12 protein-coding genes are annotated in these 15,186 nt (G+C 40.8%); 7 read left to right on the top strand and 5 right to left on the bottom strand.

The window, feature by feature from the left end:
* Positions 1-2 precede the first annotated feature (2 nt).
* The 3 genes from RM549_RS16180 (at position 3) to RM549_RS16170 (ending at position 2,779) form a co-directional block, all read left to right on the top strand.
* Positions 3-1,583: a type IV secretory system conjugative DNA transfer family protein gene (locus RM549_RS16180; RefSeq protein ID WP_189603395.1), complete on the top strand. Its 1,581-nt coding sequence runs from the start codon at positions 3-5 to the stop codon at positions 1,581-1,583.
* Between the two features lie 66 nt (positions 1,584-1,649).
* Positions 1,650-2,189: a Fic family protein gene (locus tag RM549_RS16175; protein ID WP_311686716.1), complete on the top strand. Its 540-nt coding sequence runs from the start codon at positions 1,650-1,652 to the stop codon at positions 2,187-2,189.
* Positions 2,186-2,779 carry a type I restriction endonuclease gene (locus RM549_RS16170; RefSeq protein ID WP_311686714.1) on the top strand — a complete coding sequence of 198 codons (594 nt, stop codon included), beginning with the start codon at positions 2,186-2,188 and terminating at the stop codon, positions 2,777-2,779. The genes RM549_RS16175 and RM549_RS16170 overlap by 4 nt, the downstream gene beginning before the upstream one ends.
* A 199-nt stretch (positions 2,780-2,978) precedes the next feature.
* Here the strand turns inward: RM549_RS16170 and RM549_RS16165 are convergent, their stop codons facing one another.
* The 5 genes from RM549_RS16165 to RM549_RS16145 all read right to left on the bottom strand — a co-directional run bounded on the left by RM549_RS16165 (position 2,979) and on the right by RM549_RS16145 (position 11,691).
* Complete coding sequence (locus RM549_RS16165) at positions 2,979-4,982, bottom strand: heavy metal translocating P-type ATPase (protein WP_189602850.1); 2,004 nt, start codon at positions 4,980-4,982, stop codon at positions 2,979-2,981.
* Between the two features lie 164 nt (positions 4,983-5,146).
* Entirely contained in the window at positions 5,147-5,563 is a 417-nt protein-coding gene (locus RM549_RS16160; protein ID WP_189602851.1) for a Fur family transcriptional regulator, read from the bottom strand.
* A gap of 3 nt (positions 5,564-5,566) precedes the next feature.
* On the bottom strand, positions 5,567-6,769 hold the full coding sequence (locus tag RM549_RS16155) for an efflux RND transporter periplasmic adaptor subunit (RefSeq protein WP_311499744.1): 1,203 nt from the start codon (positions 6,767-6,769) through the stop codon (positions 5,567-5,569).
* A 29-nt stretch (positions 6,770-6,798) separates the two neighbouring features.
* The gene (locus RM549_RS16150; RefSeq protein ID WP_311686711.1) at positions 6,799-11,277 is read right to left on the bottom strand and encodes a CusA/CzcA family heavy metal efflux RND transporter; all 4,479 of its coding nucleotides are present in this window, start codon (positions 11,275-11,277) and stop codon (positions 6,799-6,801) included.
* 93 nt (positions 11,278-11,370) lie between these two features.
* Positions 11,371-11,691, bottom strand: a complete 321-nt coding sequence (locus tag RM549_RS16145; RefSeq protein WP_311686710.1) for a DUF6660 family protein — start codon at positions 11,689-11,691, stop codon at positions 11,371-11,373.
* A gap of 566 nt (positions 11,692-12,257) precedes the next feature.
* Between RM549_RS16145 and RM549_RS16140 the strand changes: the two genes are divergently transcribed.
* From RM549_RS16140 to RM549_RS16125, 4 genes are read left to right on the top strand one after another with little or no spacing between them, the layout of a single operon-like run.
* Entirely contained in the window at positions 12,258-12,626 is a 369-nt protein-coding gene (locus RM549_RS16140) for an ArsR/SmtB family transcription factor (RefSeq protein ID WP_189602855.1), read from the top strand.
* The gene (merTP, locus tag RM549_RS16135) at positions 12,623-13,222 is read left to right on the top strand and encodes a mercuric transport protein MerTP (RefSeq protein ID WP_189602856.1); all 600 of its coding nucleotides are present in this window, start codon (positions 12,623-12,625) and stop codon (positions 13,220-13,222) included. Before RM549_RS16140 ends, merTP begins: the two co-directional genes overlap by 4 nt.
* Positions 13,219-14,565: a dihydrolipoyl dehydrogenase family protein gene (locus RM549_RS16130; protein WP_311686707.1), complete on the top strand. Its 1,347-nt coding sequence runs from the start codon at positions 13,219-13,221 to the stop codon at positions 14,563-14,565. Before merTP ends, RM549_RS16130 begins: the two co-directional genes overlap by 4 nt.
* Positions 14,566-14,573: 8 nt before the next feature.
* Positions 14,574-14,780, top strand: a complete 207-nt coding sequence (locus RM549_RS16125; RefSeq protein ID WP_229793613.1) for a GDCCVxC domain-containing (seleno)protein — start codon at positions 14,574-14,576, stop codon at positions 14,778-14,780.
* Positions 14,781-15,186: the final 406 nt, after the last annotated feature.

Here is a 15,186-nt window from a genome sequence, read left to right as displayed (position 1 = left end):
TGATGCAACTAACCAATCCCCTACATATACTCTTAATTATCGTTTTGACAGCTTCAGTATTTTATGGACTATATCGGATTTCCAAATATGCCTTTTTCATAAATACTGTGCTGCTTTTGGGACTGATAGCCTATTTGTATTATCCGCATAATACGATAAAAGCACTACTTTATTTAGGTTGTCCTTTATTGTTGGTCAATACGGTATTTTACGTTTTTCTGCATAAACCGGATTTAAAGCAAAATACCTCTGAAAAATATCGGGTAACTTTTAAAACAGACAAGAAAAGTTTTAAAATTGAAAACATCAAACGTGGTGCATCCATTATTGGGTCTGCCGGAAGTGGAAAAACCGAAAGCGTCGTTTACGGATTTTTAAAACATTTCCAGGAACATGATTTCTGTGGGGTTATTCACGATTATAAGGATTTTGAACTTACCGAAATGGCGTACCCGTTATTTAAAAATTCGGATATTCCTTTTCGTATAATCTCCTTTGACAAAATTATTCATAGGGTAAACCCCATTGCACCCCGGTATCTCGAAAACGAAGAAAGTGTAAATGAAATTTCCCGGGTACTTATTGAAAATCTTCTGGAACAGCGGGAATCGGGAACCACGGGAACCTCGAAATTTTTTAACGATGCAGCTGAAGGTTTGATAGGCGGATTGATTTGGAAACTGAAAACATCCTATCCTAAATTCTGCACCTTACCCCATCTAATCGCCATCTATCAATATTTGGACACAGATAGTCTCATAAAGTTTTTAGAGACCAATACCACCTCCAGAGCCATGGCAGATGCTTTCATTAGCGGCAAAGATTCCGAAAGACAGACCGCAGGAGTGAAAAGTACCCTGGCCAATGCTCTGAAACGCATAAGCACACAAAATATTTTTATGGCCCTTTCTGCAGATGAAGTGCCATTAAATATTAATAATCCGGAAAATCCTGCTGTGATTTCAGTAGTGAACAATCCTAAATTTGAGACCTCTTATTCACCTGTGATTGCCACTATAATCCACACGATTATAAAGCAAATGAGTGTGCGTAACTCAAATTCTTCCTTTCTTTTAATGGAAGAAGCACCAACCATTCGGTTGTTAAATATGCACCGCATTCCGGCGACATTAAGAAGTTATGATATAGCAACTGTTTATGTAATGCAGGACAAGATTCAGAATGATATGATGTATGGTGATAAGGCCAGTAAAGCTATTTTAAGTAACCTTTCATATCAGTTCTTTGGGAAGGTCAATGACCCGGACACCGCTAAATATTATGAACGCTTTTTTGAGATCGTCAAAAAGGAAACAACCAGTATCAACCGTGGTTACAGTCTTGATTTTGATACTCGCATTACCACCGGGGAACGGGAAATCCCAAAAATACGGGCTGATGCCTTTTTCCGATTAAGGCAGGGGGAATTTATTACCTATGCGGATGGGGAGGATAAAAAGGTACAGTTTAAGTTATCAGAAATTGAAAGGGAGCTTCCACAAGAGACAAAGATGTTTGCCAAAGCTGATTTAGAAGCTAACTTTGACAGGATCTATGGTGAAGCAAGATCTATTTTTGATTAAAAAAATAACCCAAAATTATCTAGCTTAATGAGAAGACAGTAGATTTGATGATTGTATTGTGGATAAGTGCGAAAAAATTATTACAAGGTTTTTATATTCGGTAATGATAGAATAGAGATTACATCCGCAGGTTCCTTACCGGACGGTTTAAGTAAAAGCGAATTTTTTGAAGGTTTTTCCATCCCCAGGAACAAGGAGCTTATGCGTATTTATAAAGATTTGGACCTGGTGGAGCAATTAGGTTCAGGCATTCCGAGAATATTGGAATATTATGAAACAAATAGCTTTAATTTTTCTGAGAATTTTTTAAGGATGGTTCTGCCTTCAGCAGAAGATGTCCGATTTGATACCCCGCAAGTCACCCCGCAAGTCACCCCGCAAGTCACCCCGCAAGTACAGGACCTTTTAAATGTTTTTAGGGGGGAACACAGTAGAACCGTGTTGCAAAACCACTTAAGACTTTCGGATAGGGAAAATTTTCGAATCAATTATTTAGTGCCAGCTATAGAAAATGGTTTTGTAGAGTTAACAATAGCTGATAAGCCAAAAAGCAGTAAACAGAAGTATAGACTAACTGAGAAAGGAAGAAAAGCAAAACAGGAATGAAATTTACCGAAGCACAATTGGAAGCCGTTTTTGCCACACAGTTGGAACAAGAAGGTTATAAGCATCAATTAGGAGGTAGTATATCACGAAAGGAAGATGAAGTGCTTATTGAGAGTGACCTTCGGGAATTTCTGTTAGCAAGGTATCGGAAAAACAGTATCACCAAAAATGAAGTGGAATCCATCATTCTTAAACTCAAAACTCTTCCGGCTTCAGATCTTTATGAAAGCAATAAAGAGTTTATGCGAATGCTCTCCGATGGTTTTTCTTTAAAGCGGGAAGACCGTTCCCAAAAAGATATCTGGATTTATTTAATTGATTATTCAAAAGAAAACCAGAACACCTATAAATTTGTTAATCAGCTTGAAATCACCGGAACCCAAAAACGTATTCCTGATGGGATTTTATATATTAATGGCATTCCTGTGGTTGTTTTTGAATTTAAAACTGCGATTCAGGAAAACACCACAATTCATGACGCCTATATTCAGTTGACCGTGCGTTACCAAAGGGACATACCGGAACTTTTTAAGTATAATGCATTTTGTGTGATCAGCGATGGCGTAAATTCCCTCTATTTCACCATTTAGACGCCACCATAAAGTACTGGCAGAAACAACTTCAATTACACTATCCAGACCCCAACCAATAAGGGCTGCACTTCCAGAGGTAAATCCTGCAATTAAAGAAACTACGACTTCTATAATATCATAAATAATATTATAAACCTGAATTTTCCTGGCTATTTTTAAATCCTTTTTCCGGTGCTGATTTTTCATTTCGCTGGTTTTAGAATTTTATCCTTTGTAGTCTCACAGCATTCAAAATGGCTAAGAATGCCACTCCCACGTCAGCAAAAACTGCTTCCCATAAAGATGCTACCCCAAATGCGCCAAAAATTAGCACCAGTGCCTTTACTCCAAAGGCAAGGCCAATATTCTGCCATACAATCTGTCGCGTTTTTTTGCCGATCTTAATGGCCGTGCCGATTTTGCCCGGCTGATCTGTTTGTATCACCACATCTGCGGTCTCTATTGCTGCGTCAGAGCCTAAGGCTCCCATGGCCATTCCTACATCGGCTAAGGTGATCACCGGGGCATCATTTATACCGTCTCCTACGAATGCCACCTTTTTCCCCTGTTTCTTTAGTTCCTCGACCTTAGCCACCTTGTCCTGAGGCAGTAGTCCACCGTATGCTTTGTCGATCTTTAACTGTCGCGCTACTTTTTGAACAATAGAATCTTTATCGCCAGAGAGCATTACAATATTATCAATACCATACTCCCGAAGTTGCTTTATGGCTAACGCCGCATCTTCTTTAATTTGATCGGCAATAGTTATGTAACCTTCATATTTACCATCCATTGCTACCACAACAATCGTTTCCACTATTTCCTCTATCTCCGGGGCATAGGAGATGTTGAACTTTCGCAACAATTTCGCGTTCCCGACCAAAAGTTCTTTCCCGTCTACCGTTCCTTTTAATCCGTGTCCGGCAATTTCTTCTACGTTCTGCACTTTCAGCTGTTTGAAAGCGTTCCCGGAGTGTTCTACAACTGCCGAAGCAATAGGATGGGTGGACTTGCTCTCCAATGCCGCTGTCAGAGCCAAAAACCGGTCCTTTTCCAGACTTTGGACTTTTACCTCCTGTACTTTAAACACTCCTTCAGTGAGTGTTCCGGTTTTGTCCATTACCACGGTATCTACCTTTGTAATGAGGTCGAGAAAATTGGAGCCTTTAAAAAGAAGACCGTTGCGGGAAGCGGCGCCTATACCTCCAAAATATCCCAGGGGAATGGAGATTACCAGGGCACAGGGACAGGAGATCACCAAAAATACCAGGGCCCGGTATAGCCAATCCTCAAAAATATAAGCGTCGACAAAGAAATAGGGCAGCAACGCCAGACCTATGGCGAAGAAAACCACGATCGGAGTATAAATTTTTGCAAAGCGGGTGATGAATTTTTGGGTTTTTGCTTTCCTCCCACCTGCTTCTTCAACGAGTTTGAGAATTTTTGATAAAGCACTGTCTTCATAACCGGAAGTTACTTTTAGCTCAACCAGCTTATCTAGGTTTATCATCCCTGCAAGCACTGTCTCTCCTTTTTTCTTGGTATCAGGTTTTGATTCTCCTGTAAGGGCGGCAGTATTAAAGGAGGAGCTTTCACTAAGCATTTCTCCGTCAAGCGCTACTTTCTCCCCGGGTTTGATCTGGATGATTTCCCCAATGTTCACATTCTTCGGATTAACAATTGAAACTTGTCCATTCTTGATCAATGTAACCTCCTCGGGACGATTATCAATAAGAGCTTTTATTGAGCGACGGGATCGTGCAACCGCTGCTTCCTGAAAATGTTCTCCAATCACGTAAAACAACATTACGGCAACTCCTTCTGCATATTCTCCAATATAAAATGCCCCGAGAGTGGCAATGGTCATAAGAAAAAATTCATTGAAGATATTTCCTTTTGCGATGTTGGTCACAGCATGTTGTACAACTTTCCCGCCAACGAGAACATAAGCAACACCAAAAACAATTAAGCGCAGATATCCTTGAAACCATTCCACATCAAAAAAGTCCAGCCCAATACCAAACAGTAAAAGTATCAAGCTTACTATAGTCGGAATAAAGGAAGATCTTTCTTCCTCATTTTTACCTGCTCCATTATGCTGAGGTGGACAACAGCTATCTTCACCTTTTTCAGGTTTTGGTCCGGGTTCTTCAGCCGTTCTGGGAGAAGTAATTGTTGGATCTTGTAATTCTGCGTCTTTATAGTCCTTGTCTTTCGCCATAACTTCTTATTAAAGGTCTTTCAATAGAAAAAGCCAATCCATTAAAACTGGCATTTTCCTATCTAATAATTAATTACAGGAACGAAATTAATCTATATAGTCCTGCAACGGAAGTGCATTTTTTCCTGATGGATGTGCTTTAGAATCGCAAAGTTTAAAAATGCTTATTCCTTATTGCATTTGTCACAGGTTCCTTTGACTACCAAACTGGCGTCAGTTGCTGTAAAACCCGGCGGAAGGTTAATATGCGGAATCTTAGTTTCAGTTAAACATTGGGTTTCTTTACAAATTTCACAGTGAAAGTGAAGATGAAGATCGCTGTCGAGCTCACAATTACAGCCCGCCTCACAAAGTGCATACTTAGATACTCCACTTCCATCTTCTATGACGTGAACAATTCCGCTATTTTCAAAAGTTTTAATGGTACGGTAAATAGTTGTTCTTTCACTTTTTTCAAAAGCTATCTCTATATCAGCTAATGTTACAGCCACTTGTTTCTGTGCCAAAAACTTGAATATAAGCATTCGCATAGCAGTGGGTCTCACATGCTTCTCTTCTAAAAATTTTTCTATAGCTTTCATAGTTTAATCGTCATGACCTGTTTCCCCTTTCTTCATTTCTGCAATAAGGTAATAAGCATTGTTCCACGCCACCTTTGCATCTTCAGGTAAAGGCTGCAGTAACTTAATTTCTACCCAGCCTTCATTTTCTTCTCCTGTGATCACTTCCACCGGTTTAAACGACCATTCGGTTTCCCCGTTCTCCTCGTGCTTTTCAGCGGTGAAGATGTAGAATTTTCCTTCTTCCTCAATAATGGCCTCCTCCGGCAAAGCCGTCACCTCCGTACCGGTGCCTGTAATAATCCTGCCGTTGATATACATACCGGGAACAAGGTTTTCTGTTTCCTCCTGTATCTCTGCATGGACGTGAATAGCTTTGGGATTTTGCTCGAACTTTTTACCGACGGAATATATCTCAGCAGTATAAGATCTTCCTGGTATGGATTCCATTTGAAGTAAAACTTTTTGCCCTTCTTTAATCTTGTATACATCTTTTGCAAATACCATTAAATCGGCATGTACATGTTCGGTATTAATCACTTCGAATAGCTCGGTTTGAGGATCAACATATTGTCCTATTTTCACACTAACATCTTCAATGTTCCCCTGGATTGGACTTACCACAGGTATATTCTCATTAATATTTCCTTCTCGTATCGACGTAACATTTAGGTTTAACCGTCTTAGCTGTGACTCCAACCCCTTGACCTCTGCCTGTACCACCTGATAATCGGCCTGTGCCTGTTGAAATAATTTACCCGAACCAACTTCCTGTTCGTACAGCCTTTGCTGGCGATTAAATTCTTGTTCCAGGTTCTGCATACGACTGTAAGTTGTCATATAATCAGTCTGTAAACTTGTGAGGTTAGGGTGGGAAAGATACGCCAGGGTTTGGCCTTTTCTAACTTCATCGCCCTCAATAACTTCAATAGAAGTAACGTTGGCACCTAAAATTGCAGTTACTGTCGCCTCATATTGTGGCGGTACTTCCAGTTGCCCGGTCGCTTCCACTATCTCGGAAAGCGGACGGGTGGGCAGAGTGTCCACTTTTATGCCCAGACTATTAAACTTGAGTTCGGAGAGATGCACTTCTCCCATACCGCCTTCTTCTAGAGCCTGCTCTTCCTGAGCTGCAGTTTCCCCTTCTTCGCCTCCTCCATTATTACAAGCAACAAAAAAGCTTGTTGCAATAAATAGGGTGAACAATTTTATAAAATGTTTTTTCATTTTTTTATTCTTTAGCTATTAGTACCGATTTATTCTGAAGTGTTCATAAAATACTCAAGTTGGGAGCGGCTGTTGAGATAATTTGCTAATGCCTCCCAGGCATCAATCTCTATTCGTACAGCATCCCTTATATTTTGTAGAAAAGTGACATAATCAATTGCTCCTTCCCTATAGGCAATGATTGCTCCTTCCCGCTGTTCGACGGCTAATGGAAGCGCCTCCTCCTGATAATATCTCCAGGAGTTAAGCCATTTAAGGTATTCCTCGCGCGCTCTGGTGTAAGCTGTTTTAAGCTCCAGTTGGGTTTGTTGTAAATTTGCATCAGCTATCTCACGATTTAATCTGGCAGATTGTGTTCTCCCTAGCTCAGGTCCAAAGAACAAGGGAATACTGATGCCCACCTGATATTGATAAAAGCCCGTTTGGCCGTCAATTTTCTGCCTACCGTACTGCGCCTGAAATTTTGGAAGAAACTGCGCCCGCCTTTCCTTAAAAGTTGCATCAGCCACTTCTACTCGTTGCTCAAATACATCCAGGAGGGGATGATTGCCGAGAGGTTGTAATAATTCGGAAATGGGCTCATCAATCTCTTCGGCAGGAACGTTAGGTACCGTATAAAGAGTGTCACTGGCAAACCACAGGTTGAATCGCTGTAAGGCTTTAAGATAATCCCTGTATGCCTGCTCTTTTTGAATTTCAACCTCATTGCCCTGGTTTACGGTGGCCAAATATTCCAACCTTGAGATTGTTTCTGTTTCCAGCCTTATTTGTGCAGCCCTTTCGATATCGGTAAATGAGGAATCCAGGCTCCGCAGTGTTTCATATGCATTTTTAGCAGCATATACCGAAGCCCAGGCCCGACTTACCTCCAGTTCTACTTCAAGAATGGAAAGATCAAGGGCTTCTTCTGCCAGGGCCACTCTTTCTTTCTGCAACTTCAGGCGCGGGGCAATTCCGAAGATGTCAATATTCTGTTGCTGAACTCCAATTTGTGTATAAACCCCGAGGTCAGCATTATCCGAACCACTACTAATTTCTTCCGCACCGGTAAATAACTGGGTATTACCAAAGTCCCATGCCGTTTTCTTTAAGGCCTGCTGACTTTCTATCTCCAGGGCAGCGGCTCTTATTCTCGGAAAAACTTCAATTGCCCGCTTCTGGGCCTCTTCTAAGGTTAAGGTTTGTAGTGAATCCTGCTGCTGAACTGTCTCAGACTGCACCGGAATATTTTTCTGTAAAAAATTATTTTCCTGTGCCCCTGCACGGGTGCTAAAACCTAAAAGGCTTCCGACAGAAAGCAATGCCACCAATATTGCCGGAGCTGGTGCAAAGCCATTACTATTATTACTACTTCTTCTTCTGTTTTTCATATTTTCTATTAAAGTATAAAGCACAGGTAACACCACCAGGGTAAGGAGGGTAGCTGTGAGCATACCACCTATAACCACCGTTGCTAATGGCTGCTGCACCTCTGCTCCTGCTGATGTGGAAAATGCCATAGGCATGAACCCTAAAATATCGGTTGTAGCCGTGAGCATGATCGGCCTGATTCGTTCTTTGGTACCTATTAATATCCGATCCTTAATACTTGTTACTCCTTCTTCTTTTAATGAATTGAAGCGATTCACCAGCACAAGTCCGTTTAATACTGCAACTCCAAAGAGCACGATAAATCCTACACCTGCCGAAATACTAAAAGGCATGTCCCGAAGCCAGAGGGCAAAAATACCCCCAATGGCAGCTAATGGGATGGCCATATAGATCATGATAGATTGCGAAAAAGATTTAAGTGCAAAATAAAGTAGTACAAAAATCAGGAAGAGGGCGATAGGAACAACAATGGAGAGTCGGCTTTTTGCACTTTGAAGATTTTCAAATTCTCCACCATATTCAATGTAGTATCCCGGGGGTAAATCCAGTTCGGCATCCAGTTTTGCCTGAATGTCATTGACAACAGACTCGACATCGCGCCCCCGGGTGTTCACCCCAACATAAGTTCTTCGATAGGTGTCGTCACGTGATATCTGCATCGGTCCGGGCACATAACGTATATCGGCTATTTCATTGATAGGAATTTGAGTACCATCGTCAAGATCAATGTATAAAGTTCTTAAATCTTCAATACTTTGTCGGTGTGCTTCATCAAAGCGAACCACCAGGTCGAAACGCCTTTCTCCTTCAAAAACAACCCCGGCTACTCCGCCTGCAAATGCAGTGCTTATGTACTCATTGATTTTTTGAATATCCAGATCGTATTGAGCGAGTTTATCCCGGTTATAACGCACCGTCATTTGTGGGAGACCAGACGTTCTTTCCGCATTCACATCTCCGGCTCCGGGAACGGTTTGAATAATCTCTGCCATTTCCTGGACCTTTGTAGAAAGTACCTCTAAATCCTCCCCATAGAGCTTTACTGCAATATCTTCTCTTACCCCTTCCAGAAGTTCATTAAACCTCAGCTCTACCGGCTGAGTGAAAACAAAGTTGACACCGGTAAGGTTTTTATTGAGTAGTTCTTCGATTTGTTCAATGAGTTCCTCTTTGGTTTCAGCAGATACCCATTTGTCCCTGTCCTTATCGAGAATTAGATACATGTCTGCTATATCCATCGGCATGGGATCTGTAGGAATATCGGCCACCCCGATACGGGCTGTTACCGTTTCAATTTCAGGGAAGTTTTCCAGTAGCAAAGTTTCTATTTTTTTGGAGACTTCTATGGATTCAGTCAGCGAACTACCGGGTCTGATCAAAGCCTGCATGGCAATGTCCCCTTCATCTAACTGAGGAATAAATTCTCCCCCCATCGTGGAAAAAACATAACCTGCAGCCCCTAATAAAACAATAGATCCTATGATTACCGCTGCTCTAAGGCGAAGGGAAACTTTTAAAATCGGAAGGTAGGCACGATGGATACCACCAATGATTTTATCACTAACTTTTTCCAGCCAGCGCTCCAACTTGCCATACCAGTTTTTCTTGTTTTGAATCGGCTTCATAAATAATGCAGTCATCATAGGAACGTAGGTAAGGCACAAGATGATGGCACCTATCATTGCAAAACCAAAAGTGTAAGCCATTGGTTTGAACATTTTGCCTTCCACCCCGGTAAGGAATAAAATAGGTGCAAACACAATCAGGATAATAATTTGACCAAAAAATGCCGACCTCATCATAGTGCTTCCGGAGTCGTAAGCTACCTCGTCCATTACAGTCTGATTAAACTTGGCTTTTCCGGCTTTAATCCTTTTATGGATTTCATAAACGGCACCTTCTATGATAATAACCGCACCATCAATGATTATCCCGAAGTCGATGGCACCCAGGCTCATCAGGTTTGCCCAAACGCCAAACTGCTTCATAAGAATAAAAGCAAAAAGCAGAGAAAGAGGAATGGTGGTAGCAGTAATTAAACCTCCGCGCAAGCTACCAAGAAGAAAAACCAAAGCAAAAATTACAATTAAGGCTCCTTCCAACAGGTTTTTAGTCACAGTATCGGTTGTTCTGCCAATTAGCATACTTCTGTCAATGATGGGCCTGATTTCAAGTCCTTCCGGCAAGGATTCTTCCACCTCTGCCATCCTGTCTTTTACATTCTGTATCACTGCATTAGGATTGGAACCTTTCAGCATCATAATAATACCCCCCACAGCTTCCTCTCCATCCTGGGTAAAAGCACCATAACGCACCTGACTTCCAAAATTCACTTCTTCGGCTATATCTCCAATCGTAACAGGAGTATTATTTTCATGGGTAACCACTATTTTCCTGATGTCATCTAAGGACTGGATCAGGCCTTCTCCCCGAATGAAGTTGGACATTCTGTTCCTCTCAATGTAGGCTCCACCGGTATTTACATTATTCCGGGCCAGGGCCTCATACACCTGAGAGATACTTACATCCAGCGCGTTTAATTTTTCAGGGTTGATGGCTACTTCGTACTGCTTGATTGATCCACCAAACGAATTGACTTCCACAACCCCTTCCAGCAGGGTTAACTGCCTTTTTACAATCCAGTCCTGAATACTGCGAAGCTCAACAGGAGTATATTGCGTCTCAAAACCGGGTTGCGGCTGAATGGTATATTCATAAATCTGTCCTAGCCCGGTAGAAATTGGACCCATCGATGGGCTACCAAAGTTTTCCGGAATGGTTTCCTGCAGTTCGGTCAATTTTTCCTGAACCAGCTGTCGGGGTAAATAAGTGCCCATGTCATCTTCAAAAACGATAGTTACCACCGAGAGTCCGAAGCGGGAAATAGACCGTAATTCAGTCACCCCAGGAAGATTACCCATTGCCAGTTCGACCGGATAAGTGACAAACTGTTCAATATCTTCAGTACCTAAGCTGGGAGATTGGGTAATAACCTGCACCTGATTATTTGTAATATCAGGAACCGAACCCAGGTTTACGGTCATCATAGACCATACTCCGGCTCCAATAAGTGCCAATGTTAGCAAACCTATTATAAACTTATTGTTTATAGAGAATGCTATAATTTTGTTAATCATTAATAATAGAATTTAATTCAACATAAATAGATGAGATGGCCATTAATGAAGTCAATGGCGTAAGGATATAATTATCCTATCACAAAAGTTGAATTAAACGCGGGGTGGTTGAAAGTGAGAAAAGGCAATTTCTTTGCCGACACGCTCTCCAAACAAAGGTGTCAAAAAAGGTATTTTTGGTTCAAAAATTTCGAAGGCACTGGGAGTGCTTCTCACCAAATGGATATGACAGCAGTGACACTGGCAAAAAGGAGGACAGTCATCAGAAGTCCCCTGCTGGTCTCCCGGCTGATCCTGGTATATTTCCATACTAACGGAGACAGTATCCTGATTTTCAGACACGGCTGTATCATCACAGGGTATAAAGTTTAGCCCCAGGAAATAAACGGATAATATGACTGCGAAAAATTTCACATTGCAAAGGTATTAAAATATGAATGCACAGGAAGTGCAATTAATAGATAGATGAGCTAATGAAAGGTTACTTAACCTAAGTTTAGAAACGGTGGCAGGCTTGTACATATTAATGTTGTGTTTAAAATGGCAATTACGGGAGGGAGAAGCCTAATTTTGAAATTCCTTCAGTAATAAAGATTGCCCCATCTAAGTTTTCCATCTAACCACTTTAGCGATGGTTTTACGGAAATTTCATTATTGAGTACTTTCTTTTACATCACAGTAACGGCATTGAGAATGGAAAACAAAGGGATTTATATACCAGCCATCCAGAAAGATATTTTCTATCTCAATGGGAATTTATTCTACATCCTATCCTACTTTTTTATCCTTAATTATCAGCGACAAAAATGATTCAGCGATTTTCTTTATTTTTTCCTCCAGATAACTGATTAGTTGAATTAAAATGATGCCATTTGTAAAATAAAAAATAGTCCTACACCCTCGGATGTCAAAAATAATTAGCCGAACAAAATATTTCATGTATTTAAGTACTTGCTTAAATAATTTTTTACCTTTGTTTTATGGAAGAAAATAGTTGCATACGGAAAGAGGCCGATTTGAACCAAATCAAACGGTGTAAAGAACAAATATCAGAAGTTGAAGAGGCAGTAGGTGCCTTAACCAATAAGCTCTCTTTAGTAAGTAATAGCGTAAGATTAAAGATTCTTTATGTCCTTCAGGCAGAGGAAAGGTTATGTGTTTGTGATTTAAGTGATATTCTGAACATGACCATACCAGCAGTTTCGCAACACTTGCGAAAGTTGAAGGACAGGGATTTTGTAAAATCGGAAAAGGAAGGTCAAACAATCTTTTACTCGCTACGGGATGACCATCGGGAACTTCTTGCTCCTTTTTTTAATTTGTTGAATCGGCAACCTGAAGCCATATGAATGCTAAAAACAGTTTACTTGGAGTGGGAATTTTAACTGGTATCTCCAGTTCCCTTTGTTGCATAACTCCCTTACTTACTATAGTAGCAGGAACGGGAACCATGGCAGGTGCATTTGAATGGTTGGAGCCTTTTAGATGGCCTCTTGTCGTGATTTCCCTTTTTGCTTTGGCTGTTGCCTGGTATCTTAAGATTAAACCTGTCAAGGTTGAGGATTGCGGTTGCGACACAGAATCTCGAACATCATTCTTCCAATCCAGAACATTTTTGGGTGGAGTGACTGTTTTTGTTGCCTTGAGTTTAGCATTTCCTTACTACGCAGAAGCTTTTTATCCTTCCAATGAAAGAGAAGTTGTGTTCGTGCAGGAGAAAAACATTCAAACCATGGAATTCTTAGTGAGCGGTATGACCTGCGCAGGATGTGAGGGTCATGTAAAATCCGAAGTTAACAAGCTGAATGGTATTGTTTCCTGCAAAGTATCTTACGAAGATGGTAACACGGTTGTCGAATTCGATAATACACGTACTAATGTTCAAGAGGTAAAAACGGCTATTGCACGAACAGGATATAAAGTAACAGAAATTAGAAAACAATGAAACAATATGATGTTATAGTAATAGGTTCAGGTATGTCGGGTATGACCGTTGCGAACAAGTGTGCTTCCAAAGGATTAAAAGTAGCTATGACAGATGAGCTACCCTATGGTGGAACTTGTGCTCTTCGTGGTTGTGACCCAAAAAAGATAATTATTGGTGCTACCGAAGTGAGAGACTTCGCTCAACGTCTGGTAGGAAAGGGTATTAATACGGTTCCTCAAGTAGAATGGAAGGACATTATGGCCTTTAAACAGGAATTTGTAGATGCAATGCCTGAAAAAATTGAAAAAGGATACAAACACAACGGTATCGACACCTATCATGGTGCCGCTCGCTTCATCGGTAATGATTCAGTCCAAATTGAATCGGAAGTTTTAAAGGGAAGCAAGATTGTTATTGCAACTGGAGCGCGGCCACGCCAGCTAAAGTTTGAAGGTGGTGCCCATGCATTGACAAGTACGGATTTTTTAAACCTGAAGGAATTTCCAAAATCTATAATTTTTATAGGTGGTGGATACATTGCCTTTGAGTTTGCACATATAGCTAAGCGATGTGGAGCAGAAGTTACCATCATACATCGGGGACCTCGGCCATTGGAGAATTTTGATAAGGATATAGTTCACCATTTGTCGGAGGCCACCAGAAAACTTGGAGTAAAATTGGTGCTCGAAACGAACGTCACGAGAATCAAAAAGGACACAATAGGTTATACGGTAATTGGTGAAACAAATGGTTCCGAAACAGAGTTTACAGCTGAAGCTGTTTTCAACAGTGCGGGAAGAGTACCACATATTGATGACTTGAACTTGAAGAAGGCTTCTGTAAATTATAACAAGAAAGGAATTGAGGTCAATAAGTACTTACAAAGTACCTCCAATCCATCCATATATGCTGCTGGTGACGCTGCCGATACTGATGGGCTTCCATTAACCCCGGTAGCTGTTTATGAAGGTAATATCATTGCTTCCAACATATTAAAGGGTAAAAATAAGAAACCGGAATATCCACCTATGCCGTCAGTTGTCTTTACCCTACCACCTATGGCTTCGGTAGGTCTGACTGAAGTGGAAGCGGAGAAAGCTGGGTTAAATATCAAAGTGAACAGTAAGGCAGTTCCAGGGTGGTTCAATGCTAAACGTCTTAACGTTCAGGAATATGCTTATAAAACCATAATAGACACTGATAAAAGTACTTTGGTGGGAGCTCATCTCATTGGTCCGGGGGTAGAAGAAACGATTAACTTTTTCTCACTTGCGATGTACAAAGAGGTGCCAGTACGAGACTTAAAGAAAATGATTTATGCCTATCCGACAATGGGCTCGGATATCACATCAATGTTATAAACATACCTATGGAAACTATTTTAAAATCTGTTTTGACGTGTTCTAATTGCGGCCACTCCAAGCAAGAAGAAATGCCAACAGATGCCTGCCAGTTTTTTTATCAATGTGAGCAATGTAAAGAGGTTTTAAGGCCCAAAGAGGGTGATTGTTGTGTGTTCTGTTCATTTGGAAGTATTCCCTGTCCTCCTATTCAGGAGAATAAAAGTTGCTGTTAAATTCCCTTTTATAATTTGATTTCCACCCGGGGATATGTTTTTAAAATTAATAGTCTCCGGTAAAAAATCAAGATCGTTCCGCCAAAGGCAAAACGGCAAGAGAGAGGAAGTAAGACTAGGTTTTAATTATCTGATAAACAGATGGTTATAGCGTAAATATTTTTTACAACAGGCTAATTATCAGCAGAATTTATAATGCTTTAAAAGCAAGCTGTATAATTGAAAATACTCTTCAATGCCTCATTCATCAGGGATTTTAGCTGTTACCCAAAAAAACCCGGCTACAGAGCATTAATATAGTTCTTAAGAGGGAGAAGAATTGTCGTAGTCTTGACGGTATATTGAGGTTCGCCGAGATGCCGCTCAAAAGAGTTTCAGTATAATGAAACTAAGAATGCTTATTTCA

The organism is Autumnicola patrickiae, from assembly GCF_031846525.1.
GTDB lineage: Bacteria > Bacteroidota > Bacteroidia > Flavobacteriales > Flavobacteriaceae > Autumnicola > Autumnicola patrickiae.
Note: the sequence above shows the minus strand (reverse complement) of the source record. Positions and strands in the feature narration are given on the sequence as shown.

Bases quoted from the DNA above. Each gene is read 5' to 3' on its own strand.
- RM549_RS16180 (WP_189603395.1), top strand. From the start codon at position 3: ATGCAACTAACCAATCCCCTACATATACTCTTAATTATCGTTTTGACA.
- RM549_RS16155 (WP_311499744.1), bottom strand. From the start codon at position 6,769: ATGAAAAAACATTTTATAAAATTGTTCACCCTATTTATTGCAACAAGC.
- RM549_RS16130 (WP_311686707.1), top strand. From the start codon at position 13,219: ATGAAACAATATGATGTTATAGTAATAGGTTCAGGTATGTCGGGTATG.
- RM549_RS16165 (WP_189602850.1), bottom strand. From the start codon at position 4,982: ATGGCGAAAGACAAGGACTATAAAGACGCAGAATTACAAGATCCAACA.
- RM549_RS16150 (WP_311686711.1), bottom strand. From the start codon at position 11,277: ATGATTAACAAAATTATAGCATTCTCTATAAACAATAAGTTTATAATA.
- RM549_RS16125 (WP_229793613.1), top strand. From the start codon at position 14,574: ATGGAAACTATTTTAAAATCTGTTTTGACGTGTTCTAATTGCGGCCAC.
- RM549_RS16170 (WP_311686714.1), top strand. From the start codon at position 2,186: ATGAAATTTACCGAAGCACAATTGGAAGCCGTTTTTGCCACACAGTTG.
- RM549_RS16140 (WP_189602855.1), top strand. From the start codon at position 12,258: ATGGAAGAAAATAGTTGCATACGGAAAGAGGCCGATTTGAACCAAATC.
- RM549_RS16160 (WP_189602851.1), bottom strand. From the start codon at position 5,563: ATGAAAGCTATAGAAAAATTTTTAGAAGAGAAGCATGTGAGACCCACT.
- merTP (WP_189602856.1), top strand. From the start codon at position 12,623: ATGAATGCTAAAAACAGTTTACTTGGAGTGGGAATTTTAACTGGTATC.